This is a genomic window from Streptomyces sp. NPDC020965, assembly GCF_044333555.1.
GTDB lineage: Bacteria > Actinomycetota > Actinomycetes > Streptomycetales > Streptomycetaceae > Streptomyces.
On record NZ_JBIRRE010000011.1, the window covers coordinates 171,495 to 197,153 of the forward strand.

The 25,659-nt window shown below is 70.6% G+C and carries 25 protein-coding genes; 12 read left to right on the forward strand and 13 right to left on the reverse strand.

The window, feature by feature from the left end; genetic code table 11:
- Positions 1–95: 95 nt before the first annotated feature.
- The 7 genes from ACH4S7_RS29660 to ACH4S7_RS29690 form a co-directional block, all read right to left on the reverse strand.
- Positions 96–815 carry a 3-keto-5-aminohexanoate cleavage protein gene (locus ACH4S7_RS29660; protein WP_398524410.1) on the reverse strand — a complete coding sequence of 240 codons (720 nt, stop codon included), beginning with the start codon at positions 813–815 and terminating at the stop codon, positions 96–98.
- 50 nt (positions 816–865) lie between these two features.
- Positions 866–1,531, reverse strand: coding sequence for an RraA family protein (locus ACH4S7_RS29665; RefSeq protein WP_398524411.1), 666 nt, complete (start codon positions 1,529–1,531; stop codon positions 866–868).
- An 8-nt stretch (positions 1,532–1,539) separates the two neighbouring features.
- Entirely contained in the window at positions 1,540–2,340 is an 801-nt protein-coding gene (locus ACH4S7_RS29670) for a carbon-nitrogen hydrolase family protein (protein ID WP_398524412.1), read from the reverse strand.
- 61 nt (positions 2,341–2,401) lie between these two features.
- A complete protein-coding gene (locus ACH4S7_RS29675; protein WP_398524413.1) occupies positions 2,402–3,514 on the reverse strand; it encodes an ABC transporter ATP-binding protein in 1,113 nt (370 codons plus the stop codon).
- Position 3,515: 1 nt separating this feature from the next.
- Entirely contained in the window at positions 3,516–4,589 is a 1,074-nt protein-coding gene (locus ACH4S7_RS29680; protein WP_398524414.1) for a PotD/PotF family extracellular solute-binding protein, read from the reverse strand.
- Positions 4,590–4,751: 162 nt separating this feature from the next.
- The gene (locus tag ACH4S7_RS29685) at positions 4,752–5,549 is read right to left on the reverse strand and encodes an ABC transporter permease (protein WP_398524415.1); all 798 of its coding nucleotides are present in this window, start codon (positions 5,547–5,549) and stop codon (positions 4,752–4,754) included.
- Positions 5,546–6,418: an ABC transporter permease gene (locus tag ACH4S7_RS29690; protein WP_398524416.1), complete on the reverse strand. Its 873-nt coding sequence runs from the start codon at positions 6,416–6,418 to the stop codon at positions 5,546–5,548. Before ACH4S7_RS29690 ends, ACH4S7_RS29685 begins: the two co-directional genes overlap by 4 nt.
- 254 nt (positions 6,419–6,672) lie before the next feature.
- On the opposite strand from ACH4S7_RS29690, the gene ACH4S7_RS29695 reads away from it, so the two are divergent.
- Positions 6,673–7,158: an Lrp/AsnC family transcriptional regulator gene (locus tag ACH4S7_RS29695; protein WP_398524417.1), complete on the forward strand. Its 486-nt coding sequence runs from the start codon at positions 6,673–6,675 to the stop codon at positions 7,156–7,158.
- Positions 7,159–7,222: 64 nt separating this feature from the next.
- Here the strand turns inward: ACH4S7_RS29695 and ACH4S7_RS29700 are convergent, their stop codons facing one another.
- Positions 7,223–7,708 (reverse strand): Lrp/AsnC family transcriptional regulator, encoded by a 486-nt coding sequence (locus ACH4S7_RS29700; protein ID WP_398524418.1) that lies wholly within the window; start codon positions 7,706–7,708, stop codon positions 7,223–7,225.
- 131 nt (positions 7,709–7,839) lie between these two features.
- On the opposite strand from ACH4S7_RS29700, the gene ACH4S7_RS29705 reads away from it, so the two are divergent.
- Genes ACH4S7_RS29705 through ACH4S7_RS29715 form a run of 3 tightly spaced genes read left to right on the forward strand, consistent with a single transcriptional unit; the run spans position 7,840 to position 9,692 of the window.
- Positions 7,840–8,487 carry a TetR/AcrR family transcriptional regulator gene (locus ACH4S7_RS29705; RefSeq protein WP_398524419.1) on the forward strand — a complete coding sequence of 216 codons (648 nt, stop codon included), beginning with the start codon at positions 7,840–7,842 and terminating at the stop codon, positions 8,485–8,487.
- Entirely contained in the window at positions 8,477–9,097 is a 621-nt protein-coding gene (locus tag ACH4S7_RS29710) for a hypothetical protein (RefSeq protein WP_398524420.1), read from the forward strand. Before ACH4S7_RS29705 ends, ACH4S7_RS29710 begins: the two co-directional genes overlap by 11 nt.
- A gap of 4 nt (positions 9,098–9,101) precedes the next feature.
- Complete coding sequence (locus ACH4S7_RS29715) at positions 9,102–9,692, forward strand: GNAT family N-acetyltransferase (protein WP_398524421.1); 591 nt, start codon at positions 9,102–9,104, stop codon at positions 9,690–9,692.
- Positions 9,693–10,182: 490 nt separating this feature from the next.
- On the opposite strand, the gene ACH4S7_RS29720 is transcribed toward ACH4S7_RS29715, so the two are convergent.
- From ACH4S7_RS29720 to ACH4S7_RS29740, 5 genes are all read right to left on the reverse strand, one after another.
- Positions 10,183–11,295 (reverse strand): HEAT repeat domain-containing protein, encoded by a 1,113-nt coding sequence (locus ACH4S7_RS29720; RefSeq protein ID WP_398524422.1) that lies wholly within the window; start codon positions 11,293–11,295, stop codon positions 10,183–10,185.
- Between the two features lie 25 nt (positions 11,296–11,320).
- A complete protein-coding gene (locus ACH4S7_RS29725) occupies positions 11,321–14,719 on the reverse strand; it encodes a hypothetical protein (protein ID WP_398524423.1) in 3,399 nt (1,132 codons plus the stop codon).
- Between the two features lie 266 nt (positions 14,720–14,985).
- A complete protein-coding gene (locus ACH4S7_RS29730) occupies positions 14,986–15,915 on the reverse strand; it encodes a DUF4184 family protein (RefSeq protein WP_398524424.1) in 930 nt (309 codons plus the stop codon).
- Positions 15,916–16,202: 287 nt separating this feature from the next.
- Positions 16,203–17,081, reverse strand: coding sequence for a hypothetical protein (locus ACH4S7_RS29735; RefSeq protein WP_398524425.1), 879 nt, complete (start codon positions 17,079–17,081; stop codon positions 16,203–16,205).
- Positions 17,078–17,416, reverse strand: coding sequence for a PadR family transcriptional regulator (locus ACH4S7_RS29740; RefSeq protein ID WP_398524427.1), 339 nt, complete (start codon positions 17,414–17,416; stop codon positions 17,078–17,080). Before ACH4S7_RS29740 ends, ACH4S7_RS29735 begins: the two co-directional genes overlap by 4 nt.
- Before the next feature lie 257 nt (positions 17,417–17,673).
- On the opposite strand from ACH4S7_RS29740, the gene ACH4S7_RS29745 reads away from it, so the two are divergent.
- The 8 genes from ACH4S7_RS29745 to ACH4S7_RS29780 all read left to right on the forward strand — a co-directional run bounded on the left by ACH4S7_RS29745 (position 17,674) and on the right by ACH4S7_RS29780 (position 25,492).
- Positions 17,674–18,618, forward strand: coding sequence for an erythromycin esterase family protein (locus ACH4S7_RS29745; protein WP_398524428.1), 945 nt, complete (start codon positions 17,674–17,676; stop codon positions 18,616–18,618).
- Between the two features lie 114 nt (positions 18,619–18,732).
- A complete protein-coding gene (locus ACH4S7_RS29750; RefSeq protein ID WP_398524429.1) occupies positions 18,733–19,596 on the forward strand; it encodes an AraC family transcriptional regulator in 864 nt (287 codons plus the stop codon).
- Between the two features lie 254 nt (positions 19,597–19,850).
- On the forward strand, positions 19,851–20,870 hold the full coding sequence (locus ACH4S7_RS29755; protein ID WP_398524430.1) for an ABC transporter substrate-binding protein: 1,020 nt from the start codon (positions 19,851–19,853) through the stop codon (positions 20,868–20,870).
- Entirely contained in the window at positions 20,867–21,754 is an 888-nt protein-coding gene (locus ACH4S7_RS29760; protein ID WP_398524431.1) for a siderophore-interacting protein, read from the forward strand. Before ACH4S7_RS29755 ends, ACH4S7_RS29760 begins: the two co-directional genes overlap by 4 nt.
- Entirely contained in the window at positions 21,751–22,869 is a 1,119-nt protein-coding gene (locus ACH4S7_RS29765; RefSeq protein WP_398524432.1) for a FecCD family ABC transporter permease, read from the forward strand. The genes ACH4S7_RS29760 and ACH4S7_RS29765 overlap by 4 nt, the downstream gene beginning before the upstream one ends.
- On the forward strand, positions 22,866–23,921 hold the full coding sequence (locus ACH4S7_RS29770; protein ID WP_398524433.1) for a FecCD family ABC transporter permease: 1,056 nt from the start codon (positions 22,866–22,868) through the stop codon (positions 23,919–23,921). Before ACH4S7_RS29765 ends, ACH4S7_RS29770 begins: the two co-directional genes overlap by 4 nt.
- 107 nt (positions 23,922–24,028) lie before the next feature.
- Complete coding sequence (locus ACH4S7_RS29775) at positions 24,029–24,850, forward strand: ABC transporter ATP-binding protein (protein WP_398524481.1); 822 nt, start codon at positions 24,029–24,031, stop codon at positions 24,848–24,850.
- A 294-nt stretch (positions 24,851–25,144) separates the two neighbouring features.
- Complete coding sequence (locus ACH4S7_RS29780; RefSeq protein ID WP_398524434.1) at positions 25,145–25,492, forward strand: PRC-barrel domain containing protein; 348 nt, start codon at positions 25,145–25,147, stop codon at positions 25,490–25,492.
- Positions 25,493–25,659: the final 167 nt, after the last annotated feature.

Below are 25,659 nucleotides of genomic sequence, written 5' to 3' on the forward strand. Positions count from 1 at the left end.
CGCGCGGTGGGCGCGGTGGGATCCGTCCCGCCGCGCCCACCCCGTACCCGGTGCTCCCCGGAGGTATCGCCGCTGCCGGTGGAACAGCCGGTGAGTCAGTCGGTGGCCAGGGCGCGGGCGGCACGGATCAGCGCGGCGTTGTCGGGGGCGGCCGTGCCGTCGGGGAGGTCCGTGCCGTCCTCGAAGCCGACGCGGGTCTCGTGTCCGTCCTCGATCGCGGCCCGTACCAGGGGCCAGACCGTCGGGCCGTCGCCGTGGTAGAGGATCGGGCAGACCACCCCGGCCTCCCGGATCCGCGCCGCCATCGCGCGGGCCGCCCTGACGGCCTCCACCGGCTCCTCCTCCACGGGCTCGATGAGGATACGGACGTTGTCGTGCAGCGTCGGTGACGCCAGCAGCCGGGGGACGTCGTCCATCGTCCACACCGCGCTCTCCAGGACCATGCCGCGCGCCACGACCAGCTCCGCCGTCCGTGCCGCGTCCTCCTCGCTGAAGGCGACGGACGCGAAGTCGGGCAGCACCTCCCACGACTCGACGAGCCGGTAGCGCTCCTCGGGGCCCGAGCAGGTCCACAGGCCCGTGGTGGTGCCGACGACGGCGTCCGGGGCGACCGCGCGGATCGCGGTGAGCACCTCGGCGAGGGGCTCGGGCCGGATGGTCTGCCCCCCGTCGGGGGTTCGGACATGGAAGTGGATGACGTCCGCGCCGGCCGCGAGCACGGCGAGGGTGTCGGCGGCGATCTCCGCGGCGGTGACCGGGACGGTGGGCCGTTCGGCCGGCGAACGCCCGCCGTTGACAGCGGCTTTGAGGAGCACGATGGTCCTTTCGGGGGTGTACGGGGAGGGAGGGGCGGGGAGGTGGTGGGTCAGCTCAGGCGCTGGAGCGTCTCGGTGGCCCCGGTCAGCGCGCCCAGCGGTCTGCCCTGCCACAGCTCCGCGATGAGGGCCGGCTCCTCCGCGTCGTCGATGAGGGCCTCGTCGATGACGGCGGCGAGCCGCGCCGCGGATGCGATGATCACGCCGTTGGCGTCACCGAGGACGAGGTCACCGGCCTGGACGGGGACACCGCCGCAGACGACCGGCGCGCACAGCGAACCGTCCGCGATCCCGTGCAGCTTGGTGGTCAGGGCGGTCCGCCCGTACGCGTAGACGGGCAGTCCGAGCGCCCGCAGCGCGTCGATATCGGTGCACAGGCCGTCCACGACGGCGCCGGCCGCGCCACGGGAGGCGAGCGCGTTGACGACGACCTCGCCGAGCGGTGCGTGGCGCCGGTCGCCGCCGCAGTCGACCACGACCACGTCCCCGGGTGTGATCAGCCCGACGGCGTGGTGCAGCACCGTGGAGTCGGTGGCGGTGATCCGTACGGTCACGGCCCGGCCGACGATCCGGTCGGTGCCGGCCTGCCGCTGGAGCAGGGGGTCGCAGAAGCCCTCCTCCAGATAGTGGCCGAGGGTCGGGAAGTCCACCTTCCGCAGCTTTTCGACGAGTTCCCCGTCGACGGGTGCGGGCAGGTCACGCAGGTCGAGTGGCATGACGGGGTTCACCTCGGTCCGATGATGATGCGGCGGTTGCGGAGCACGGGGAGGACCGTGCGGGCCCGGTCGATCCGGTCCTTGTCGGCGTCCACGACGAACATCGAACGCTCCTCCTCGCCGAGGCCGGCGCGGACCACGCCGAGCGGGTCGACGGCCATGCTCATCCCGATGCAGTCGGGTGTGGTCAGCGACGAGGCCACGACCCAGCAGGTGTTCTCGATGGCCCGGGTGCGCAGCAGCGTGGCCCAGTGGTCCTCCTTGAGGGGGCCCTTGACCCAGGCCGCCGAGACCGAGAGCAGGTCGGCGCCCATCTCCACCAGGGACCGGGTGAACTCCGGGAAGCGGACGTCGTAGCAGTTCACCAGGCCGACGTTGAAGTCACCGATCCGTACGACGACGGGCCCGGTGTCACCGCGCTGGACCTTGCGGGACTCCTGGTAGTTGAAGGCGTCGTACAGATGCATCTTGCGGTAGAGGCCGAGGACCTCGCCGCTCGCGTCCACGGCGGCGATGGTGTTGTACGGGAGGGCCTCGCCGCTGCCCTCGAATCCGGCGGCGATGACCGCGATGCCGTGGGTGGAAGCGATCCGGGTGATCCCGTCGAGGAACACGGGCCAGTGGCGCTCGGCGAGTTCGCGGAGCGGGACCCCTTCGGACTCATCGGTGTCCGAGGGGAGCATCGACTCCTCGGGGAAGACGATGAGTTCGGCGCCCGCCGCGACGGCGTCCCGGGTCATCTCCTCGATGACCGCGAGATTGGCCGCCGGGTCGGCGGTCGGGGCGAACTGGGCTGCGGCGACCTTCACGGTCGTATCTCCTTGCTGCGGGGGGACGGGTCGGGACCGGGTCGGGCGGGGCGGCGGGTGCTCATTCGGCCAGCACCCGGGAGTGCCGGGGGTGCCAGCCGACGACGACCCGTTCGCCGATCCCGAGTCCGCTCGCGTCCGTCCCCCGCGCCTCGGCGACGAAGTCACCGCCGTCCGCGAGGGTGAGGTGGTAGCGGGTGGCGTTGCCGAGGTAGACGATCTGCTGGAGGGTGGCGTCCGCGACGACCGGGCAGTCCGCCGGCTCCTCGCCCGCACGGCCGAGCCGTACGTTCTCCGGGCGGACGGCCAGATGGATCCGGGTGCCGTCGGGCTGTCCGTGGCCGTCGGGGACCGCGATGTTCCCCAGCCCGTCCACTCCCAGTCGTCCGCCGCCGAGCACGCCGGTCAGGAAGTTGGAGGTGCCGATGAAGTTGGCGACGAAGCGGGTCGAGGGGCGTTCGTAGATCGCTTCGGGGGTGTCGATCTGGAGCACCCGGCCGCCTTCCATGACCGCGATGCGGTCGGACATGGTCAGCGCCTCCTCCTGGTCATGGGTGACGGTGACGAAGGTGACGCCGACCTCGCGCTGGATCTTCTTCAGCTCCAGTTGCATCTCGGCCCGCAGCTTCTGGTCGAGGGCGCCCAGCGGCTCGTCCAGGAGCAGCAGCGAGGGACGGCCTATCAGGGCCCGCGCGATGGCGACCCGCTGCCGCTGTCCGCCGGAGAGCCGACCGATGGCCCGGTCCCCGTAGCCGTCGAGACGGACGAGGGCGAGGGCGTCCCGTACGGCGTCCGCGATCTCCGCCTTGGGCCGGGACTTACGGACCTTCAGCTCGAAGGCGACGTTCTCGCTGACGTTGAGGTGCGGGAAGAGGGCGTAGCTCTGGAAGAGCATGTTGAGGTCCCGCTTGTGCGGCGGTACGCCCGTCGAGGGGACTCCGTCCAGCTCGACGGTGCCCTCGGTGGGCGTCTCGAAGCCGGTGATCATCCGCATCAGGGTCGTCTTGCCGCAGCCCGACGGGCCGAGGATGGAGAAGAACTCGCCCGCCCGGATGTCGAGGGTCACGTCCTGGACGGCCGGCGTGCCGCCGAACGACTTACCGACCCCGATCAGCCGGACGGCGGGCGCGGTGGCCTGCGCGCGGGGCTTCGGGGCCTTGAGGGTGGCTGTCATGTCAGGATGCCTTCACCTTGGTCCAGCCCTGCTGGAAGTGCTTCATCGCGGTCCCCGGGTCGAGCAGGAAGTCCGCGCTCTTGATCGCTTCGTCGGTCGCGTAGACCGCCGGGTTCTCCAGCGCCTTCTTGTCCTTGACGAACTCGCGGGCCTTGGCGTTGGTGCTGGCGCTGCCGCCGTCGTCGGTGGCCATGGCCGCGATCTCGGGACGCAGGGTGAAGTTGATGAACTCGTAGGCCGCGTCCGTGTTCTTGGCCGCCTTGGGGATGGAGAGTCCGTCCGTCCAGATCGAGCCGCCCTCTTCGGGGATGACGTAGTGGACGTTCTTGTTGGCGGCGACGACCTTCGCCATCGCCGTACCGCTCCATGCCTGCGCCGCGCACGCCTGCCCGGTGGAGAGCAACTGCGGGTAGTTGGTGGAGTTGTAGCCCGCGAGGATCTCCTTCTGGTCCTCCAGTGCCTTCGTCGCGGCCTTGATCTCGCCCTCGTCGGTGCTGGTGGCGCGGGCGCCGGTGAGCTGGAGGCCCGCGATATAGGCCGCCAGCATGTTGTCCAGCATGTAGACCTTGCCCTGGTACTTCTTGTCGAACAGGGTCTTCCAACTGGTCGCGGACGGGACGCACGTGTCGTTGTAAGCGAAGCCCGTGGTGCCCCAGATCCAGGGGACGCTGTACTTGTTGCCCTTGTCGTACGACGGGTCGCGGAACTTCGCCGCGAGGTTGTCCAGGCCCTTGATCCGGGAGTGGTCGAGCGGCTGGATCAACTGCTGGCCGATGAGCTGCTGCACGGTGTACTGGCTGGGCTCCACCAGGTCGTAGCCCGCCGAACCGGAGCTGAGCTTGGCCGTCATGGTCTCGTTGCTGTCGAAGGTGTCGAGGGTGACCTTGATGCCGGTCTCCGCCTCGAACTTCTTCACCACGGAATCGGGTATCTCCCCGGCCCAGGCGTAGATGTTCAGCTTCTTCCCACCGCCCCCGGAGGCCGCGTCGGAGCCGCCACAACTGGTGGCGACGAGCGCGGTCACGGTGACGACGGAGGCGGCGAGTACGGTTCTGCGAACTCTTCTCGTACGCATGCGGGTGTGCCTTTCACGAGGTCGGCGAAGTGGGAGGCAGGGGCGGAGACGAGGCCGGGATCCCGGGTCGGGATCCGGGGGCGGGAGGCGAGGTCGGGAAGCGGGTCGGGAGACGGGTCCCGGTCTCGGGGGAGAGGGCTTCGGCACGGGGGAGGGGGAGAGCTAGTCGCGCTTGCCGCCCAGCAGCACCTGACGCATCTGACGCAGTCCGACGCCGAGGATGATCAGCAGGGTGAAGAGCACGAGCAGGGTGCCCAGCGCGTTGATCTCGGGTGTCAGACCGCCCTTGAGCATCGAGTACACCCGCAGGGGCAGGGTGGTGGAGCCGATGCCGTTGGTGAACGTCGACATCACGATGTTGCCGAACGAGATGGTGAAGCAGAGCAGCCAGGCGGCGAGCAGCGGCTGCCGCAGCAGCGGCAGGGTCACCCGCCGGAACGCCTGCCAGGGATTGCAGCCGAGATCGGTCGCCGCCTCCCCGAGCGAGGAGTCCAGCGCGTTGTAGGCGCCGAGGACGATGAGTGCCGCGTACGGCAGGGTCACCACCAGATGGCCGAGGACGAGGGTCGTCATCCCGAGGTCCGCGCTCATCGCCCCGAAGACCGACAGCAGGGCCACGCCCAGCACGATCTCGGGGATGATCAGCGGCAGGAAGAGACCCCCGGAGAACACGGCCTTCCAGCGGTTCGCCAGCCGCGCCATGCCCATTGCGGAGAGCAGTCCGCACGCGGTGGCGAGGGTCGCCGAGATCAGGGCGACCTCCGCGCTGACCCGCAGCGCGGCCAGGAGTTCGGTGTTGTCGGCGAGCGTTCCGTACCAACGGGTGGAGAACCCGGCCCACTTGTAGGTGACCTCGGAGTCATTGAACGACAGCACCACCACGACGACGATCGGGATGTAGAGGAAGGCGATGACGCCCCGGGCCAGCCAGGCCGTCACGGTGTCGAGGACGTGCTTCATGCCGTCTTCCTCCTCAGCCGCCGGGCGGCCAGTCCGAACACCGCCATCGAGGCCACCATCAGCACCAGCAGGACCACGGACGCCGCGGCGCCCATCGGCTGGTTGCGGAACTCGGTGTACAGGGTCACGATCAGGTTGCCGACCAACTGGTCACGTCCGCCGCCGAGCAGTACGGGGATGACGAAGACGCCGAGGGTCGGGATGAAGGTGAGGAGTGCCGCCGCGAGCATTCCCGGCCGGGCGATCGGCAGCAGGACCCGGGTGTGCACCCGCCACCAGCCGCAGCCGAGGTCACGGGCGGCCTCGCCGAGGGAGTTGTCCACCCCGCGCAGCGAGGCGTAGATCGGGAAGATCGCCGTCGGCAGGAACGCGTACACCAGACCGATGAACGAGGCTCCCTGGCTCGGTATCCACTGGGTGGGCCCGTCGGTGAACCCGATGGCGTCGGTGAGGCTGTTGACCGGGCCGCCGGGGCTCAGCAGATTGATCCACGCGAACGTCCGGACCAGGAAGTCCGTCCAGAACGGCACGATGATCAGCAGCAGGAGCAGCATCTGGCGCTGCGGGGACCGGCCGGCGAGGTAGTACGAGACGACATAGCCGAGGACGAGGCAGACGAGGGTGTTCAGGGCCGCCATGCCGAGGCTGTAGCCGAAGACCTTGAGGTAGATCGGCTCGAACAGGTCCTGGTAGTTCGTGAGGGTGTACCCGCCCCGCACCCCGCCGTACGCGTCGGCGGAGGCGAAACTGTTCCGCACCACCAGGAGCAGCGGCACGAGCACCAGACCGAGCACCGTGATCCCGGCCGGCGCGAGAAGCGCCGTGGTCACCGCGGCCCGGCGCGCGGAGCGCGGCGCTGCTGCCGTCACCGGGACGTCCGGCGCGGGATCCGGTCGGGCGGAGGGGTCGTGTGCATACGTTGTTCTCCTTGGTCCGGGGCGGGGTCGCCGGTGGAGAACAGCGTCGGTCATCAGCCAGTGGCTGAAAAGATAAAGGTGAAACGAATCCCGTGGAAAGTGGGGCCTATTTCCACGGATCTCGCAGTCGAGGGTCGGGGCGATGGTCGACCCTTGACGTGCGGGAGATGATGACTGTCAGTACCACCCATCTCTGGAGGTGTCCCGTGATCGACGACCTGGACCGGCAGATCATTGACCAGCTCCGGGTGGACGGCCGTCGCTCCTTCGCCGAGATCGGCCGCACCGTCGGCCTCTCGGAGGCATCCGTACGCGCCCGGTACCAGCGGCTCCAGCGCAAGGGCGTGCTCCAGGTGGTGGGCATGACGGACGCGGTACGGATGGGGGAGGTGGAGGTCCACCTCGCGGTACGCGTCCACCACATACCCGTCGCCCTGGTCGCCCGCGAACTCTCCCGGATGCCCGAGATGCGGTACGTGGCGTCCTGCGTCGGGCCCTACGACCTCATCGTGGACGTCCGCTGCCGGGACCTCGCACACCTCGCGGAACTCCTCACCGAACGGGTGCGCCGGGTCAACGGCGTCGCACACGCGGAGGCGCTGACGGTGCTGGAGGTCATCAAGGACACCTACCTCTGGGCCGGTTTCCGGGAGGTTCCGGTGCGGCCCGGCGAGCGGATCATCCCCGGCTGAGGCGTGTTTCGAGCTGAGTGCCGTCCGCCCGCAGGGTGGGGCCGGTGGCGTCCGGGCCCCGGCTTCACGCCGGCGGGTCCTGCTCCGCCGTGACGCCCTGCCCCACGGCGCTCGCCAGGCCGTTCCACGAGTAGTCCTTGAAGAGTTCGAGCAGCAGCAGTACCTGGACCCGGGAGACGCCGGGCAGCATCCGGATGTCGTCCAGCAACTGCACGAGCTGCGCCTGGTCGCGACAGGTGCCGTCCAAGAAGATGTCCTGACTGCCCGCGCAGAGCGCCACATGGTTGATCATCGGCATCCCGGACAGTGACTTCGCCACCGCGCGCGGGGTCAGGTCCCGGACGCGGATCATCAGCCGTACCGACTGATGCCCGAGGGTCAGTGGGTTGCACAGTGCCACGATCCGCAGCACACCGCTCTCCTGGAGCCGGGACACCCGCTGCCGCACGGTCGCCTCGGAGACGCCGAGGTCCCGGGCGAGGACCGTGTAAGGGGTCCGGCCGTCCCGGGTCAGGGTCTGCACGATCCTGCGGTCCATGTCGTCGAGCACGCCTCCAACCATGGCATACCCGTCACAAGGGACAGTCGGCCAGGGCTGCGGTCGATGCCTCGGGGGTCGAATGCCACGTGTACCGATGATGTGTACTACTAGTACACGCTAGTGGTGTGTACCATTGGTGCATGCCTCTTCCTCGATTCCATCGACTGGCGCCCGAGCGCCAGGAGCAGATCCTGTCCGTCGCGCGCCATCACTTCGCCGAACACGGCCCCGAAGTCGCCTCGTACAACAAGATCATCGAAGCCGTGGGCTTCTCGAAGACCGCCGCCTACCAGTACTTCGACGGCAGGGACGACCTCCTGTCGGCGGTCCTGGCGGGCGTGCGCGAGCGGCTCTCCGATGCGCTGGGACCCTGGTCCGCGGCGGGTGCCGCCGACGAGTTCTGGGCGCGGCTGGAAGAGGGGTCGCAGGCCCTGGTGACGCATCTGCACGTCTATCCGGATGATCTGGCGCTCGCCGGCGTCGCGCTCGCACAGGGTGACGCGGGGGAGTGGCTCCGGTGGTTCGACGCGGTGGTGGAGAACGGACAGCAGCTCGGCATCGTTCGCACCGACACCGATCGGGACCTGCTCGTATCGGTGACCGCCGCGGTGTTCCAGGCCGCGGACGAGTGGGCGCTGGCCCGCCTCCAGTCGTCCGACCCGGGCGGCGGGACGTCGGGCTCCGCCGGGTCTGACGCGGACCGCCAGGTGTGGAGCCTGCTGCGCGGGCTGTGGACCGCGCCGGACACCACCCACCGTGGCCCGGAGGTCGGCGGCCATGCGCACTGATCTGAGCGTCGACTGGGAGATACCCCCGACACCGGGCGGTTGGCCGGGGCGGCTGGAGCGGTTCATGGGGCCCGGCAAGTCCCGTTCCGAATCGGCCGTTGAGCACACGGGCCTGGCCGTCTGCGCCGCCGTACTGGCCGCCGGGATCTGGTCCACCGAGGCCCACCACACCTGGTCCGCACTGCAACTGACCATCGTGGTCCTCGCCGGACTGGACCTCATCGGCGGCATCCTCACCAACGCTACCAACGCGGCCAAGCGCTGGTACCACCGTCAGGACCCGGGAGCCCGGCGCGCCAGGCTCGTCTTCGTCAGCGCCCATCTGCTGCACCTCGCGGCGATGGGACTGCTCGTCCTGCCCGGCGACTGGACCTGGACCCTGGTCAACGGCGCACTGCTCCTGACCGGCGCCGCCGCGGTGGAGTTCATCCCCCTGCACCTCAAGCGACCGCTGGCCATGGCCGTGTACACGAACGCCGTTCTGGTCAACCTGTTCTGGCTGGGGACACCCACCGCGCTCGCCTGGTTCGCGCCCCTGTTCTTCCTGAAGCTCCACATCTGCCACCTCGTCCCCGAGGCACCCCTGAAGCGGCGGCGCCAGGATGGCTGAGCCCATGTCACCCGGGGAGATCGACGACTCGCCATCCCCACACGCCTGCGCGCGGGTCCTGACCGACGCCTTCGCCCGCGAGCCGGCCGTCTCCTGGATCTGCGGCTCCTCCGCCACCGCGCGCCGGCACTGGTTCACCGCCACCCTGGACACCCAGACCGCCCTCCCCGCCGCCCGCCGCTACACCCTGGCCGGCCGGGGCGGTCGGCCGGTCGGCGCCGCGGTCCTCACCCCGCCCGCCACCACCCCCTCGTCCATCGCCCAAGCGCGGTGGGCCGCCCGGACCTTCACGCGCTGTGGACCGCGCGCTCTCGGACGGACCCTGCGCTATCTGCACACCACTGAGGCGGAGGTGCCCGACGGGGCCTGGACCCTGGAGTTCATCGGCATGGCCCCCGCCGCCGCGGGCCGGGGCGGCGGGCGCCGTCTCCTGGACCGCCTGCTGGCCGATACACCGGCCACCGCCGGTGTCTTCCTCACCACCGCGGACCCCGGCAACGTACCGATCTACCGGCACTTCGGCTTCGACACCCTGCGGCACCTCACCGCGGGGCCCCTGAACATCACGGCCATGCACCGCCCCGCCACCGCCTGACCCGCCCGCCCCGCCACCGCCCGCCCCGCCACCGCCTGACCCGCCGACGGCGAGCGACCGGGGCGCGCGTGCCGATGACGGTCGGGGTCGGCGGTCGGGGTCGGCGGTCCTGACCGGGGGGCCGCTGGGTGCGCGCAGCCCTGAGGGTGATGCACCGGCTGCGGGTACCGGTCGAGGCCCGGCCGATCTCGACGTGGCGCACTGATCCACGACTCGCGCCCTGCTGCACGGCCCCCGGGAGGGGCTGCGGTTCGCCGACTACTACACGGCGGCCCCGGCGGCGGGTTGAGCGACGACCCCGCCGCGCAGCTCTACGGGCGCCTGCTCGACGCGCTCGTCTTCGCGCCGGACGCCGAGAGGGTCGCGGTGCCCCCCGGCGGGAACTGGGGCGCGACGACCTGACCTCGGCGGTGCTCACGAGCAGGCTGGAGGAATACCTCCAGTCGGTCTTCGACCGCTTCGGCTGACCGTCTCCCGGGGAGGGGCAGGGCTATCCGGGCGGCGGCATCGGCGGCATCGGCTGAGCATGGCCCCACTTGTGGATCCGGCCGGCGGTGAAGGGCACGTCCCGCACGCTGCGCCGGGCCGCTTCGAGGCCGTCCCGGGCGAGGACGGCGGGCACGTCGACCCCGGTGAGGAGCCGTAGTTCCTCGGCGACACCGGCGCGCAGGGTCGCCTCCTCCGTGAACTCCTCGACGAGGTCGCCGAGCGTGACGGGCCCTCCGAAACGGTGACACACCGCCGGGTCCAGGCCCTCCCCCCGCTCCTCCCACTTCTCCCGCGCGAAGGGCAGATCCTCCGCGTCGTTCAGCACGAGGCCCATGATGTCGCCGAACCGGATGAGGGCGTGTTGCCGGACCTGTGGGTCCCCGTCCTCCGCCGCCCGGCGCAACAGCAGCCGTGCGGCGGTGGGCGATCCGATCAGGAAGAGCGGATCGACGGCCGCCGCGCGGACCTCGGCGCTCGGGTCGTCCAGGGCCCTGGACAGTTGGTGCGGCGTGTCCTCGTCGAGGACCAGCCGGAACGCGGCGACGGCGAGCGAGCGGCCGGTCTCCGGGCCGGCCGCGAACAGGGGGTACAGGGCGGTGGCCCCGCTGTGGTCGTTCATCATGGCGAGCGCCGTTGCCGTGTTGACCAGCAGCAGTGGCCATTCCGGTTCGTCCGGCTCCCCCCGTTGCTCCGCCAGCACCTCGCGGAGGGCGTCGCCCGCCGCCGTGTCGGAAACCCCCTGAAGGGCCGCCGAGGCCGCCGCCCGGGTGAGGAACGGCTCGGCGCGGTCGGTGAGCCGGGCCACGACGAAGGCCGGGCCCTCGTCCTCGCCGCTGCGGGCCAGCGCGTGGAGGACGCTTTCCACCACCCCGGTGGCCACCGAACCCGCGTGGGGGATCAGCACGGGAACCGCCTCGGGGTACGTGCCGCGCCGGACGACCTCGTACAGCGCCGGGTGGTGGCGGTCCGCCTGTTCGTCGGCCACGGTCAGGACGTGGCGCAGCGCGTCGGGGCCGGCTGCCGCCAGTGCGCGGACGGCCCGCTCGGTCCGTTCGGTGTCCGGTGTCGCTTCGGCCGCCAGGGCCTCCTGGATGAGCCGGCCGTATGCGGTCATACCTCACCAATCGCCCATGGGATCGCTACGGGATGTCCTTCATGATCTCGACCTTGAGCCACTTATCAAAGTATGTCGTGATCGGGCTGTGCTGGTGGTTCTTGATGAAGATCAGGTTGTGCAGGTCGTTCGTACCACCCCAGTTGGCCGGCTTGATGTGGTGCTCTTCCCATCTGCCCCGGAGCAGCCAGAGGTCCTCCCAGCCGAGTCCGAGCCGCTGTGCCACCGCCTTCTTCGCGCCGTTCTCGGCGAGGTGCAGCTTTCCCGGCACCTTCCAGGTGGGGTTCTTCAGGAACAGCGCTTCCTTTTCCAGGATCCGCTGGCGGGTCAGTTCGTCGCGCCAGGTCTTGGTGAACTGGGCGCTCTGGGTGCCCGCGCCGGCGACGGTGTACGGGCCGCTGGGGCGGGGCACATTGCCGTCGGCCCGGTTGAGGAAGACATTGCCCGGATGCTTGTCGATGGCGCGCAGGGCGTCGTATCTGCTCCAGGCGGCCGGGATGAGGTTCGCGAAGTCGCCGGTGAACGCGTTGGGGCCGGTCTTCTTCGCCTTGTAGAGTCCCGGGCCGCCGCCCTTGATCTTGTCCGGCCGGCTCTCCTTCTCCGGGTTGATGACCGCCTTGAAGTGGACGGTCTTGCTGTCCTTGTCGCTCTGTTCGACCACGAGTGTCAGGGACGAGAGCCGGTGCCGGCGGCGGATCGCGGGCAGTCCCTTCCGTACGCCGTCGACGGTCGCGTCCGGTTTCACCAGCCCCCGCGCGTCGCCGAGCGCCGCGTCCAGGGCCCGCTCCTGCTCCTGCGGGGTGCGCTTGTCCTTCTTCGTGAACTTCGCGGCGAGCTTCGAACCGGCCTTCTTGATCAGACCGATGATCTTGTCGATCACCCAGTCCACGGCCGTGTTGACCGGTTTGGCCAGCGCCTGGACGATCTGCTTGACCTTCGCGGCGATACCGCCGAGGCCCAACAGTGAGGCCAGGAAGCCGAGCAGTACGGGGATGGAACGGGCGAGGGCGCGTTCGACGAGCGCGGGGACACCGCCGCTGCCACCCCGGGCGATGGCGATGACCGCGTCGAGGACCGCGTTGACGAACTCGATGACCCGGCGGCCCTGGGTGACGACGAAGGTGATGACGTCGATGATGAGCTTGACCGCGCGGACGAACGCCGACGCCGGGTTGAGCAGGGAGAGGATCCAGGTGATCCCCGCCGTGACGATGGTGGGGACGACGTACTCGATGACCTTGTCGAGGAGGTTCTTGCGCAGGTCGCCCACGCGCGCCTTGAGGTCGTCCCACATCGCGGCGACCCCGCGCCTGCGGACCTCCGCGATGATCGGTACGGCCGTCTCCGCCGCCGCGACCAGCCGCTCCGGCACCCGGCGGGTGATCCGGGAACGGATATTGGCCCAGGTCAGCCCCAGTAGCGAGGCGAGCAACGACAGCACGCCCTGGACGTCGAACTTCGCCGGGATCTGCATACCCGCCTCGCTGGCCTGACCCAGCAGCCAGGAGATGACGCCCTGTCGCAGATGTGTCCAGATGTTGTTGAGGAACTGACGGAGGCCGGCGCCGACCGCGCGTACCAGATTGCCGAGGAACCCGATCGGGTCGGTGAGGATCATCATGACCGCCTGCGCGGCCTTGGCCAGCACCGCCAGCAGGAGCCGCTTCAGCTCCAGGATGGTGTCGATGACGCCCTTGACGGCCTCGACGGCCTTCGCGACCAGGCCCTTGTTCTTCTCCCGCTCCACCGCGATCTCGTCGTCCACCGACTTGAGGGCGTCGGTGTACCGGGTGGCCAGGGTGTCGACGAGTTCGGTGCCCTTGTCGTCCACGGACTGGGTGAGTTCCGCGAACCGGTCCTCGAACCCGGCCGCGGCCTGCCGGCCGATCGCCTTCAACTCGGCGGGAAGACCGTCCACCGCCGTGCGCATCTCGGACCTGCCGGTGGCGATCCGCTGCTTGGCCTGGTTGAGCTGGGTCCCGATGGTGGTCGCCACCTTCGAGATGACCTGCCGCATCCGGCGCAGATAGCCCTCCCGGGCCTGGTCGAAGATCCGGTCCGCTTCGGCGGGCAGCCCGGCGAACAGATCCCGGAGCCAGCGCAGTGAGCCGCCCGGCCCGCCGTACCGACGGTCCTTGTACTCCTCCATCTTCTGCCGGTGCTCGGCGGTGAAGGTTTCCCGCGCCTCCTTCTCGCCCGCCGTGAACTGCTCGTCCACCAGCTTGTCCAGGCCGTTCAGGACGGTCTCGACGTCCTTCTTCATCACATCGAAGACGCCTTGCAGCACGGTCGCGACCCGGGCCCGCTTCTCTTCGTCGCGACCCTTGGCGCCTTCCTTGCCGGCGTCGACGCGTCGACCCGCCGCCAGCCGCTGGGCACCGATCGCCCCCATCGCCGCCGCGCCGGCCTTCCGTGCCTGTGCGGTGGCGCCGTTCAGCTCGGCCGCCTCCGCCTTGCGCATCCGGCCGGGGGCGGTGGCAGAGTGTGCCTCGGCGGTCCGCTGATGGCCCAGTGCCTGGGTGAACGACGGTTCGTTGGCCTTCCGGAGCTGGCCTTCGGTGATCTGAGCCGCCGCCATCCGCCCCTGGACCGCGGCGGGTCCGGCGGACAGGTCGGTGGCTGCGGGCGGCAGCCGGTCGGGTACGGCGTGCCGCGCGTCGGGCGCGCCAGGGGTCGCGGGCGGCCGGTCCGCCGTCAGCGGTGTGACGGGTTTGGGCACGGCGGCGGACGTGTCGGGCGGGGCCGCGGTCGTGGTGGCGATCTCCCCGGCGGACTGCTCCTTGCCCTCGCCAACCTTGCCCTGGACCTCGGTGCGGACCTCGTCCGCCTTGCCCGAGTCGGCGAACTTATCCGCCTCATCCAGATTCTTGGGGGCCTTCTCCTTGATCGCCTTCTCCACCGCGGCGATGAAGGCTTCCTTGTCGAACTCCTTGGGCTTGGCCTCGTTCATCCGCTCCGCATTGGCGGACCTGCCCTGGGCCTGGGCGTCGTCCTTCGGGGGCAGTGCGGCGGCGTGCGCTGCCGCGGCCTCCGTCCGGGCCGGCGGATGCGACGACGACACCGCGCGCTTCTTACGGCGTACGTCCTGTTTGAGCGCGGCGAACTTCGGGTCGGCGTGGGGGCCGGGTCGGCGTCCGGCGCCGGCCGCGGGGGCCGCGGTTTGGTCGGGAGCAGGTGCCGCAGTGGCGACCGGCTGGGGTTCGGCCGCGGTGGGGCCGGCCGCCGGCACACTGCCACGGGCCGCCGCCACCGCGCTGTTTCCCACCCGGGCCTGTGCCGCCCCGCCCGGCTGCGGTGCCGGGGGGCGGGCCCCCGGCCGGCCCACCAGGGCAGCCGCCATGGCGGAGTTGGACACCGGGCCCGGCGGTCGGGCCCCGGCTGCGGGCGTCTCGCCCCGGTCCCTGACCGGGGCGGGAGTCCCCATCCGATCCCTGACCGGGGCGGGAGTGGGTGCCACCGCCTTCGGCCGGGGTGCGCGCGTCCGGGCCGGTGCCATCGCGGCCTCCCCGTACTCCTCGTACCCCTCAAGTGGCGCATGTGACGAAGGGTCGCGGTATCCCGTGATACTTCTCGCGAAGCGTGACAGTACGGGCGTGACGGGGCCGTCGTCGGAGTGTCGCCGAACCGTCTCCAGAGCCGTCCGGCGGGTACGGATGGTTCCCGTTCGATCCGCGTCCCTCGGGCCTCGCTTCAGTGCCGTCGAGAGGTCTCGGCGTCGACCCTCCGTCGCGGGCCGAGCGCCCGGTGGCCGTGCCAGGCGGCCGAGTAGAGCACCAGGGCGACGGCGAGTGAGGCGCCCGCGCCCTTGGCCGCGTCGGAGAGTGCGCCTTCGGCGACCGTGGCCCAGGGGGCGTTCTCCGTCGTGGCGGGGTAGCTCGTCTCGGTCACCCCGCCGCCGAGGTCGCGGGTGATGGGGTTGCTGGTGTCGTCCACGGTCACCAGCCGGTAGGAGTCGAGGCCGCGGGTGTGGGCCACTGCGCCCAGGAGTGCGGCCGCTATGAGCAGCGCCGTCACGCCCCAGCGGGCGCGGGGAGTCAGGGGTGTACGGCGCCCCGGGCGCGCTGCGCGCGGGCGGGTGCGGAGGCGTCGGAGGTGGATGCCGATGGCCACCAGACCGGTCGCCGTACTCAGGTGCTGGAGCAGCCGGGCCACGGTCAGCCCGCCCGGTAGGGGGTCACGCAGGAACGCCACCCGGTCGGCCACGTAACTGTCGGCGTGGGTGAAGGAGTCCCAGATCAGATGAGTGGCGATACCGATCAGCGCGGACAGCAGCAGCCACCCGGCGCGGCGGGCCAACTCACCCGCGCGGCGCGGTGGCGCGGGCGGCGGGAGGGTGAACGTGGGGGGAAGCAGTGCGCTGACCGGTTCGCGCAGCAGCCGGTACCCGGCGACCAGGGTGAGGGCGAGCGGCAGTGCGACGGTCAGGGCGCCGGTCGGGGAGTGGGACGTCGTGGCGTTGAGGAACGGCTCGTACCACGCGCCGGCGGTCACCGGTATGCGCGGGATCTGGAGGAAGTACGGGATATCGGGTGCCACGGCGCCCATCACCAGGGCCACGGGGACGAACGGGGGGCGCAGCAAGGGGATGACCGCGGCCGGGTGGGACAGGGTGAACGGCACTTCGGGGTGGCCTTTCGCTCGGGTCGGTGCGGTCGGTGCGGTCGGTGCGGTCGGTTGGCTTCGGTGCAGGCAGTTGGCTTCGGTGCGGGGTGCGGGCGGGCGCGCGGGCTAGGGGTGGGTTCGGCGGCTGCTGTCCCGACACATCCGATGCGCATGAGCCGGTCAGAAGAGTATTCCGTTGAAGTGACTATATCCTCCGCCGGCTCGCACACCTCCGCACGCCTCCGCCGCCACGACAAAGAGCCGCCCTCCCCGGGGGAAGGCGGCTCTCGGTGTGGCGGGTCGGGTCAGCCCGGGCGGCGCACTCTCGCGATGGCCACGGTGAACGCCGCCGCGGCAGGCAACGCCAGCACCATGACGGCGACGGGCCGCACATCGTGCCAGGCGAAGACATAGGCATGGGCGACGAACGGCGGCGCGGCCACCGCCATCACGGCCATCTCCCGCAGCCCCGACGACCGCGCGCGCAGCGCGAGGACGATCCCCGTACCGGTGAGCACCAGCAGCGGCCAGGCGCCGTAGTCCGTACTCACCCGGCCCACCACCCCCGCGTCCACGGCGATGGCGGGCAGCCATGCCACCCCCGCCATCGCTCCGGCGGCGGCTGAAGCGCCCGTGCCGGGGCGAAGGTCGGGCGGGCAGGCCAGCACCACGGCGACCGTGAGCAGGGCGAGCAGGGGGAAGACCACCCGATCGCCAAAGAGCCACCCCACACAGACCGCGAGGACGGCCGTACCCGACAATCCGCACACGACCGCCGCCGCGCCCACCGTCCACCGTCCCGTCAGGGCGACGATCGCGCCCACGCAGACGAGCAGCGAGAAGAGCAGGCCCAGTGCGTCAACACCGTCCATGCTCCGGAGCCATGACCACCCCGAGATCGGGGCGGCGGCGATCGACGTGTAGCGGGCCGTCAGCCGGATGCCCTCGCTCGCCGCCGCCGCTGCCAGCGCGAACGGAGCCGCCCGTGCGAGGAAACGGCCCAGCGGATCCGCCGACCCCAGGCCGAACCGGACCCGCAGCGCGTGCGCGGCCAGATCCGCGCCCTCTCGCAGCCGGGCCGTGCGCCGTACGCCGGCGGTCATCTCCCGGTAGGTGTCGGCGATCTCCGGCCCGTACGCGGCCCGATAGCCGGGCGGATACAGGAGGAGCAGGCGGTCGATCACCCGGTCACCGGTGTGCCGCTGATGCCCAGGCGTCGCCGCGCCTCCCGGACCGCCACGGTCAGCCGCTCGGTTTCGAGGGTCAATCGCTCCCTGCCCGCGGTGGCGAGGGCGAAGACGCGACGGGCCCGACCGTCCACCACCTCTTCCAGCCGGACCTCGATCAGGCCCTCCGCCACCAGCCGGTCCAGCGCCCCGTACAGCGCCCCGGTGCGCGGGACAACCCGGCCGTCGGTGATGCCCTTGATCTCCTGGGCGATCGCGTACCCGTGCCGGGGCGCGTCGGCCAGAGCCGTCAGCACCAGCAGTGCCAGTTCCTGCATCGCACGCTCACTCATTCCCCCAGAATATTCCGTCCGGCTGACCTCCCGGCGGGGGTGTCGCGAGGTGGCCCGCGCGCGATCCGAGCCGGGCCGCTGGGTGGCACGCGGGGCGGATTGAGCGGCCGGAGCGGCTGCCGCCCGTCCTCCACACCCGGTGTGGGGGTCGCCGCAGGGTCGTCGTGGGGTTGACCTCAACCTCGCTTGAGCTTCGAGGATGTGTCCCTGTCGCCCGGCCGGGCGGTGCCTTCCGTGACGATCGAGGAGTTCCCGCCATGACCGAGGCAGTGACCCGATGGATCAGGCAGTACGCGTACCCCGTCACCACATTCGCCCCCCAGAACTCGGTGACCGATCTGCGGCCGTTGCTCGCGATGGTGGGCGATGCGAGGGTGGTCGCCCTCGGCGTCTCCGGCCGTGAGGCCCATGAACTCTCCGCCGTATCGCACCGGATCCTCCGGCTGCTGGTCGAGGAGGCGGGATTCCGTTCGCTGGCCCTGGAGGGTGACGACCCGGCGCGGGTGGGACTCGACGCGTATGTGCGTACGGGGGTGGGGGACCCGCGGGCGCTGCTGGCCGGAGCCCGGTCGTTCTGGCGGACCGGGGAGATCCTCGATGTCGTCCGGTGGATGCGTGCCCACAACGTACGCCACCCTGATGACCCGGTTCGGTTCGCGGGGATTCCCGCCCGTCCGGTGGGGGCCGCACCCGTGCCGGACGGTCTCGCCGGTATCGAGCGGACCCTGGCCGACAACACGCTCTGGTGGCACGAGCGCACCGGGGACAAGATCGTCTACTGGGGCGGCCTCGCGCACACCGCCAACGGCGATCCGCGCACCGTCTCCCCCTCGTCCTCGCCGACGACGCACCGGAACGCGGGCGGCCACCTGCGCGAGCGATGGGGGTCGGGCTATGTCTCCGTCGGCCTGACGTTCGACCACGGCGCCGCCCCCGGTCCGATCCCCGCGCCGCCCGACCGGTTCGCCGAAGCCGTACTGGGCGGTGCCGGATTGGACGCGTACTTCCTGGATCTGCGCGCCGAAAGTCCCGCGCCGGTCCGGACCTGGCTCGCCGCGCCGACCAGGGCGAGACTCCTCGGCCCCGGCTACGACCCCGCGGATGACGCGGCGCACCATATGGCCGGCGGTTCGCTCGGCGACTGGTTCGACATCGTCGTCCACGTACGGGAGGTCGCACCGGTCCGCCTCCTCGCCGGCTGAGGGAGTTCCGGGCGGAAGGGGGCCGTGGGCGGTCATCGCCGTATCAGCGGAACGTCCTGGATCGCTACACAAGCAGGTATCGTGGCGTGTTATGACGGTAAAGCGACACATGGCGTGACGGAGAAGCGGCAGGCGGTGTCCGCGGTGCGCCTCTGGGGTGCGCCGACCCTGGAGCCCGACGAGTGGACCGCCTACGTTCCGAGCGGGGAGCGCCAGGTCGAAGATCCCTGGCTGCTCACCACGGGCACCTTCACCGCGTCCGAGGCGATGGAGTGGGAGCTGATGTCCCACCCCGAGCCCGAACTCCTCTGGTCCAGTACGGGCAATGTGACGGTCGAGGCCGCCGAGCACGTCTGGCTCGTGCCACCCGCGTTGGGGATCTGGCTGCCGGCCGAAATGCCGCATCGGGTCAGGGCGAGCGCGGGCGCGGTGACGTACGCGACCTACCTCAACCCCGGGCTGACCCCGACGGCCTGGCCCACTGTCACCGGCATCCCGATGAGCCGGCTCTTGCGCGAGGTGCTGCTCCACAATCAGCGGGAGGAGATGCCCGACGATGCGCGGCTGCGGCTCCAGCAGGTCGGGGTGGACCTCATCAGGCCGGTCCAGGCGGCCTCGCTCGATATCCCCCTGCCGAAGACCCCGGAGCTGCGCTCGGTCGCCGATCGGATCATCGCCGACCCGGCGGACGACCGTACGACGGAGGAGTGGGCGCGGGAGCTGGGGCTGAGCGGGCGGACCCTGATGCGCTGGTTCCAGCGGGACACGGGTGTCAGCCTGACCCAGTGGCGCATCCTCGTCCGGGTCCGGTCCGCGCTCATCGACATCGCGGCGGGTAAGCCGGTGGTGGCCGTCTCCCGCCGCCTCGGCTACGCCAACCCGAGCACCTTCATCGATCTCTTCCGTCAGGTGACCGGCCACACCCCCGCCGCGTACTTCCGATCGGTGAGCGGTCAGGACGACGCCACGGGCCGTTGAGTAGATCCGGTGCCGCGGTGCCGCGGTGCCGTGTGCCGTGGTGTCGGTGTCGTGCTGCCTTGCCGCGCCGTTGAGTCGATCCGGGGCCGCACCGTCGCCGTGCCGTTGAGCCGCCTCCGGGCCACCGTGTCGTGAAACCGGAACAAAGTGTCGCCATACCCTCATAGGGGCTGAGTTACCTTACTTAGGCAAGCCTGCCCTAAGCCCGAATTCGCCGGTCCGTCGACCGCGTACGGGGTTCCTGAAGGAGTCCGATGACACGCCGCACCACCCGTGTATCCCGCCGGCTGAGAGCCAGGTCTCTTGCGACAGCCGCGGCGGGCCTCGCCGCTGTGCTGGTCATGAGTGCCTGCTCGGCGGGTGGGACGGAATCCGGGAAGTCCTCGGACGACGCGACCCGCACGGTCACCGACATCGCCGGCAAGGTCGAGGTGCCGGCGAAGCCGAAGCGCATCGTCTCGGTCGACTTCTACTCGCCCGCCGCCCTGGTGGACCTCGGGGTCAAGCCGATCGGTGTCGTCGAGGGATTCGACGACCCCGATCCCAACCTGCGCCCCAAGCGCTACCACGAGGCGCTGCGCAAGGCCGCGACCGTCGGGACCTACTACGAGCTCAACGTCGAAGCCGTGGCCCAGCAGAACCCCGACATGATCTTCGCCGAGACGCGTTTCCTCCGGAAGGGCGAACTGAAGCGCCTCCAGAGCATCGCCCCCGTCGTACAGCTCGACGCCTCGGGCGTCGGCGCCTGGGAGGACCGGACGCTGATGATCGCCGCGGCCGTCGGAAAGGCCGAGGAGGGGAAGCGGCAGCAGGCGGTGTTCCGCAAGCGCGCGGCCGAGCTGAAGACGGAGTACGCGGACATCCTGACCAAGAAGACCATCGCCGTCTTCGCCTATGGCCAGGATATGACCACCTGGGGCACCTACCCGGCCGGCCACTTCTACGTCCCCGCCTGGGACGCCGTGGGAGCCAAGTTCCGGCCCTTCACCAAGGGCGAGCACAAGGGCGAGCCCGGCACGGTCAGCCAGTGGCTGTCGATCGAACAGATCGGGAAGCTGTCCAACGCGGACATCCTGATCCACGGATACGGCATCCAGGATTTCGTCACCTCCCTCGCCAAGAACACGGTGTGGAAGAACCTCCCGGCGGTGAAGAACGGCCTCGTCTTCGAGAACACCCCGGCCGCCGTGGTCTCCTCCTTCGAGTGGGGCACGGAGTCCCTGAACCAGCTCGACAAGGTCCTCGCCCGGATCGACGCCAAGGTCGGGTCGTGACCGGCGCCCCCGGGTACGTCCTCGCCGAGGTGACCGGAGCACGGTCGCTGTCCCCGGGCATGACCCGGATCACCCTCCGGGCCGAGGCGCTGCGCGACTACCCATCGACCCGCATCGGCGACGAGTACGTCCGCGTGCACTTCCCCGACGAGGGAGCCGAACCCGTCCTCCCGGAGGTCGGCGAGGACGGCAACTGGCACTACCCCGAAGGCCGCTACCCGCATGTCGCGCCCTACACGATCCGCCGGTTCGACCCGGCCGCCGGCGAGGTGGACATCGACTTCGTCCTGCACGGTCACGGCCGCGCGGCGGGCTGGGCGACCAGCGCCGTACCCGGTGACCGCATCGTCTTCGGCGCACCCCGCCGCCTGTACGAGCCCCCGGCCGGCGCGGCCCGGCAGATCTTCGTCACCGACGCCACCGGACTGCCCGCCCTGGGACGCCTCCTCGAACAAATGGAACCAGGGACCGAGGCCACGGCCGTCATCGAGATCGCGGACGCCTCCCACGCCATCGAACTGACCAGCCCCGCCGCGCGGCTCGATGTGCGCTGGATCCCCCGGCGCGGAAACGGCGTCGCGCCCAGCGCCATCACCGAGGCGCTCCGCGGACTCACCGTCACGCCCGGCACCTACGTATGGGTCGCCGGTGAGTCGAAGGAACTCCGCAACGCACGGCGGTACCTGCGCCATGAACTCCGGCTGTCGGCCGAGTGGTACGCCGTGATCGGCTACTGGACGTTCAAGCACGAGGAATGGCTGAAGCGGTACGAGGCCCTCGACGACGAGACCGTGACCCGGCTCGAAAGCGTCTGGGAACAGACCGGCGACCAGGAACTCGGCCGCGACCTCTACGAAGTACAGCTGGAGCGTCTCGGGCTATGAGCACCACAGTGGCCGCCGCTCCGGCCGGGCGGCCCGGACGGTACCAGGCCCCGCCGTCCGGGCCGTCCGGCGGGGACGGCCGGGACGACGGGGACCGCCGCGGTCCCGGTCTGGTGAGCACCAACGCGGGCCGCGCCCTCGGACTCCTCATCGCGCTGGCCGCGCTGGCCGTATGCCTGGTGGTGAGCCTGGCCTTCGGCGCCAAGTCCATCCCCCTCGGGGACGTCTGGAACGCGCTGACGGCCTACGACGGGTCGGAGGACGCCTTCATCGTCCGCGACCTCCGGGTGCCGCGCGCCTTCCTCGGCCTGATCGTCGGGGCGGCGCTGGGCGTCTCCGGCGCCCTCATCCAGGCCCTCACCCGCAACCCACTGGCCGACCCCGGCATCCTCGGCGTCAACGCCGGCGCCGGATTCGCCGTCACCATCGGCGTCGCCTTCCTCGGGCTCTCCTCCATCGGCCAGTACCTCGGCATGTCCTTCGTGGGGGCGATCGTCGTCACCACCCTGGTGTACCTGCTCGGCTCGGCGGGGCGGGCGGGCGCCACACCGGTGCAGCTGACCCTCGTCGGCGTCGCGCTCAGCGCGGTGCTGGCCGGCGTCTCCGCCGCCATCGTCCTGCTCAAACCCGAGGTCCTCGACGGGACGCGGGGCTGGGCGGCGGGATCGCTCGCCGGCCGGGGCTGGGACATCTTCTGGACCGTCCTCCCCTTCATCGGGGCGGGTCTGGTGCTGGCCGTCGTCGCGGCGCGCTCGCTGAACGCCGTGGCACTCGGCGACGACCTCGCCCGGTCCCTCGGCGCGAGCATCGGCCGCACCCGGGTGACCGTGGTCATCGCCGTCACCCTGCTGGCCGGTGCGGCCACCGCGGCGGCCGGGCCCATCGGCTTCGTCGGCCTGATGGTCCCCCATGTCGCCCGCTGGTTCATCGGCCCCGACCAGCGCTGGATCATCCCGTACACCGCCGTCTGCGCACCGATCCTGCTGATCGCCTCCGACACCGTCGGCAGAATCGTCCTCACCCCCCAGGAACTCCAGGTAGGCATCGTGACCGCGTTCATCGGCGCCCCGGTGCTGATCCTGCTCGTCCGCCGCAAGAAGGTGAGCGGACTGTGAGCGGTACATCCATCGACTTCGGCGGCCCCGTCCTCGTGTCCCGCGGCCCCCGCTGGTCACTCCGCTTCGATGTGCGCACCGCCGTCACCTGCGCCGTCTTCCTGGTGCTCACGGCGGCGGTGGTGCTCGTCTCCCTCGCGTACGGCACCTACGAGATTCCCCTGGGCGAAGTGATCCGGACGCTGACGGGCGGTGGGGCGGAGGGCACCAGGAAGATCGTCATCGAGTGGCGGCTCCCCCGGGCGCTGCTCGCCGTGCTCTTCGGCGCGGCCCTGGCCGTCGCCGGAGCGATCTTCCAGTCGGTCAGCCGGAACCCCCTCGGCTCACCCGACATCATCGGCTTCTCCTCCGGTTCCTACACCGGCGCTCTCGTCGTCATGCTGCTGACCGGCGGCGGCTACTACCAGGTGGCCGCCGGTTCCCTGCTGGGCGGCATCGCGACCGCGTTCCTGGTCTTCGTCCTCGCCTACCGCCAGGGGACCCAGGCGTTCCAGCTCATCATCGTCGGTATCGCCATCTCCGCCATGCTCGGCGCCTTCAACACCTGGCTGGTGCTGAGGACGGACATCGAGGAAGCCATGCTGGCCGTCGTCTGGGGCGGCGGCTCCCTCAACAGCCTCGGGTACGACCAGCTCTGGCCCGTCCTGGCCATCCTCGCCGTGCTGATACCGCTGGCCCTGGCGACCGGGCCGGGGATGCGACAGCTCGAACTCGGCGACGACGCGGCGGCGGCGCTCGGCACCCGACCCAACGCCCTACGCCTGACCGTGGTCGTCCTGGGGGTGGGGCTCACCGCGCTGGTGACGGCGTCCGCCGGACCCATCGCCTTCATCTCCCTCGTGGCGCCGCAGATCGCCCGGCGCGTCACCCGCTCGTCGTCGGTCGCGCTGCTGCCGTCCGCCGTGGTCGGAGCGTTCCTGCTCGTCCTCGCCGATCTGATCGGCCAGCGTCTCTTCGCCCCGGTACAGCTCCCGGTCGGCATCGTGACCGTCTCGATCGGTGGCCTGTACTTCGTCTGGCTGCTGGTGCGCGAGGCCCGCAGGACCGCCTGACCCCACCGCAGCCAGCCGAAGAACCCGAGGAACCGGACATGACCAGAGCCCAGATACACAAGACCACGGACGTCACCGACACCACGAGCACCGCAGACACGACGGAAATGACGGACGTCACGGACACGACATCGGCCCGGCTGCGGGCGGAGAACATCACCATCGGCTACGACCGCCGCACCATTGCGCGGGATCTGTCCGTACGGATACCGGACGGATCGTTCACGGTCATCGTCGGACCGAACGCCTGCGGCAAGTCCACCCTCCTCCGGGGGCTCGCCAAGCTCCTCAAGCCGACCAACGGCCAGGTGGTACTGGACGGCAAGGCCATCACCTCCTACCGGTCCAAGGACGTGGCCCGGGTGCTCGGACTGCTCCCGCAGACCTCACTCGCACCCGACGGGATCACGGTCGCCGACCTCGTCGCCCGGGGCAGGCACCCGCACCAGAAACTGATCAGGCAGTGGTCGGCCGCCGACGAGGCCGCCGTGCTGCGGGCCATGGCGGCGACGGACGTCACCGCGCTGTCGGCCCGTCCGGTGGACGAACTCTCCGGCGGACAGCGCCAGCGGGTCTGGGTGGCGATGGTCCTCGCCCAGGAGACCCCGCTGCTACTGCTCGACGAGCCGACGACCTTCCTCGACATCGCGCACCAGATCGAACTGCTGGAGCTGTTCACCCGCCTCAACCGGGAGGGCCGCACCCTGGTCGCGGTGTTGCACGACCTCAACCAGGCCGCGCGTTACGGGAACCACGTCATCGCCATGAAGGACGGCGCCGTCGTCGCCGAGGGCGCGCCCGCGCAGATCATCACCGAGGAACTGGTCGACGAGGTTTTCGGGCTCCCCTGCACGATCATCGAGGACCCCGTCGCCGGCAGCCCGCTCGTCATACCGCTGGGAAGCGCGGGAGCGGCCCGGGTCGGCTGAGCCCCGGCCCGCTTGAGCCCCTACCGCGCCGCCCGGCCCGACTGAGCCCTGCCGCGTCGGACCGCCCTCCGGTGCTCCTGACGTCGACGGAAAAGGCACTCCGGCCGGGGGTTTCCGTGCGCATCGGAAAAGTTGCTGCCCGCAATGGAGTACCGGTCGGGGATCCGGGCAGATGGTGTGGAGTAATCCTCACAACATTCACCGGAATCGCGGTACACGGTCAGCCCGGAAAATCGGGAACTGGAAATCCGTGGAGGCGTAATGGTGAACCGTTGACAGACGAAGGAGTATTTCATGTCTGAGCACCTGTGGTCCTACGTTCCGACGGCCGGTCACACCGCGGACGACGACCTCACCGGATACGGCGTCGAGGCGACGGACGGCCATATCGGCAAGGTGGACAAGTACTCCACCGAGGTCGGCTCGCAGTACATCGTCGTCGACACCGGAGTGTGGATCTTCGGCAAGGAAGTGATGCTGCCGGCCGGCACCGTCACCAGCGTCGACCACGAGAACCGGACGATCCGCGTCGCCCGTACGAAGGACGAGATCAAGGCGTCCCCGGAGTTCGACAAGGACAAGCACCTCGGAGACCCGGCCTACCGCGATCAGCTCGGTGGCTATTACAGCTCCGGTCACTGACCGTCGTGCCCCGGTGTGACGGTGGGCGTCCCGTACGGCACGGGACGCCCACCGCGCCGCGTCGCGGGGAGTTCCCGCCCCGTGGCGACGGCCGACAGACAGACCGGCGGACGGCCCGGTTGGTGCTGGCAAACCCATCGTGACCTGGTATGAGTCTCCCAAGAGCG